Origin of the sequence: uncultured Cyclobacterium sp. (assembly GCF_963976465.1) — a bacterium.
Taxonomy (GTDB): domain Bacteria; phylum Bacteroidota; class Bacteroidia; order Cytophagales; family Cyclobacteriaceae; genus Cyclobacterium.
Genome location: NZ_CAXBOC010000659.1, coordinates 1 through 2,376 on the forward strand (window position 1 = coordinate 1; position 2,376 = coordinate 2,376).

At 41.0% G+C, this 2,376-nt stretch carries 2 protein-coding genes; both read right to left on the reverse strand.

Annotated elements, in window-relative coordinates; translation table 11 throughout:
• Positions 1-168: 168 nt before the first annotated feature.
• Entirely contained in the window at positions 169-1,512 is a 1,344-nt protein-coding gene (locus AAC037_RS23540; RefSeq protein WP_339906071.1) for a hypothetical protein, read from the reverse strand.
• 193 nt (positions 1,513-1,705) lie between these two features.
• Positions 1,706-2,376, reverse strand: a 671-nt coding sequence (locus tag AAC037_RS23545) for a catalase (protein WP_339906073.1), incomplete at its 5' end; no start/stop codon positions are given.

Consider the following 2,376-nt stretch of genomic DNA (forward strand, 5'->3'; position numbering starts at 1 on the left):
GTTTTTAAATGTTAATTCTAAGAATGATGTACCGTCATTGCGAACCCTTTTCTGGAGAGGTGTAGCGTAGGGAAGGGGTGTGGCAATCTCATTACGTTGGAGATTCCTTCGACTTTCTCCACTCGAGCCCCAGCAAAGTCTCGGAATGACGGATTTAAAAGTCTCTGGTCAATCCAATATTTTGGAAGTAGCGGTTGGGCGGGGAATTGAGGGGATCAGGTTTTTGGGGATTTCTTGCGTGATTTTCTTTAGTTGCTTTAACTCAAAGCCAATTCTAAGTTGAAACCTGGAAGTTGAAAGGCCTCGATTCTCATTAAATAGGGGATCATAGGTCAGCAAAACTATGGATTGAAACTTTTTTCCCATTGGAATGGTTCGGCCAACCCCTAAACCTGATAACCAAATGGAACCATCAAAATTTTTGCTTTCAAAACCCGGTGCATAGGCCAAACTTATCCTGCTTCTGGCCAACTCCCCCTGAAGGAACCAATTTCCCAGACTAAAACGCAATCCTCCTTTTATTCCTTCTCCTGTACTTGTTGGCCCGATTTGATTTTTAAATTGCCGCTTGATATTTATTCCTGCAAAAGTATGCCACTGACTGTTGATACTGTATTTGATGCCAAGATCAACAAATAACCCCTCAGCAAATGATGTCAAGGGATCGTACCAGAGGTATAAACCTGTACGTTTTAAGAATGGAGCATTTTTCAAGCGATTAGCTTCCTTAAGGTTAAATTTTTCAATTGTTTTTTCCGCCTCCGCTACTTGGATATTCCCCAAAGAATCCATGCTTATTTTACTATAGTTATTTCCGATGCTTTGCAAGTATTCATTTGAAATGCCCTTGGGTTGTTCTTTGACCAATGATTGGGCTTTGGTTAGGGTAAGTCTGGGACTTATTTTTTCACGAGCCATTTCTTTCACTGCTCCATTACCATAATAATCCATAATGCCTGTATCGGGAGATTTTATCTGCTCATTGAGGGTTCCCCCTAGTTTTTGTTTAAGCTCAGGCATTAGCTGTTCATTGAATATTGCTTTTAGGTTTTCCTCATTTTGCCCGATAATTTCTTCTATGGTAGCCCTATCTTGGGCTTGTTCCATGGCTGTTTTTGATTTTTCTACCTGGCTTAAAAGGTAAGTACAGGTATGCTTTAAATTTTGACTTGAGGGGCTAGCTTCGGAGCTTAAGCTGAGAAGCATGGTTTTCTCCTGTTCGATGATTTTTAGGCCTCGATTCTTTAATTCACTTACCAGACTGTCTCTTTGGGTACTGTCTATTTTACTTGTCTTGAATTTTTGGATATCCTGATTGAGGGAATCGTAAGCTTTTTGTAAGGAATGAATTTGTTGTATCTCTTCCTTAAAGGGAATTGGCTCACTTATCAATGAGCTTGTCGGAGATCGGTTGAGCAATCCAGAGGCAGGTACCGGAACAATTGGGACTTGGGCTGCGGTGGAAAAAACAAGCAGATAGGCAAAGAGCATAGATAGGCAAGTCTCTTTCATGGCAGGACTTATTATTGGGTCTCAAAACTGCATTGATCAAAAAAATAGCGCAACAAAAGATCAAAAAGGTAATGAATACCTCCATTGATGGAATGTTATCAACTAAAATACCAAAACGAATTGATATTTGCAAGTGATTGAAAATGAGTGTGGTATTTGTTTGTGGCCAATTGAGAAATTGTAGGGGATGGAATCAACTCTCTTTTCGATAGGCCGCTAATTCTTTGTAAACCCTTCTTCTTGCTCGATTGATACCGCCAACAGGTTCGTGATCCTTTAATCCCATCCAAGGAGAAAACTCCAGCGTTTCTCCCATTTCTATTCGGCCCTCACAGTCAAAAGATTGCTGGGGAATATGTAGAGTGGCTACGGGTATTAAGGGAGCCTTCCAGGCAATGGAAGTGTTTTCCAATGGCTGGTCTTGGTCATTTTTGTGAATTTGCACATTTAAGGTAAACCCATGAGGCCTGGTTTCACAGTCTTTTATTAATTGGGATTTTAAAAAATCATCTCCTTTCTCTTCATTGAGTGTATAACCCAAATTGGGTTCCAATGGGGTCAAAACAAATTTCACATACAAGCTAGGACCAAATTTAAAAGCTCCACCGGAAAAATAGGTTTGTGAGAGCAGGTTGTCGTGCTTTTTACTGTACTTGAAGGTCAGGTAAATACTTCTCCAATGCGAAGGATTGAGGGCAAACTTGACTTGTTCCCAGAGGCCGAACAACACCGCTTTGATGGCTTTTGCGTACAAAGAGATATTCCAGGCTGACAGAATTGGGCTGGTGGTCAATAAAAAATTTTGTGTGGGCACTCCCATGGGGTCCGGCTCAATTGTTTCTCCCTCAACCCCCATGACCTTGA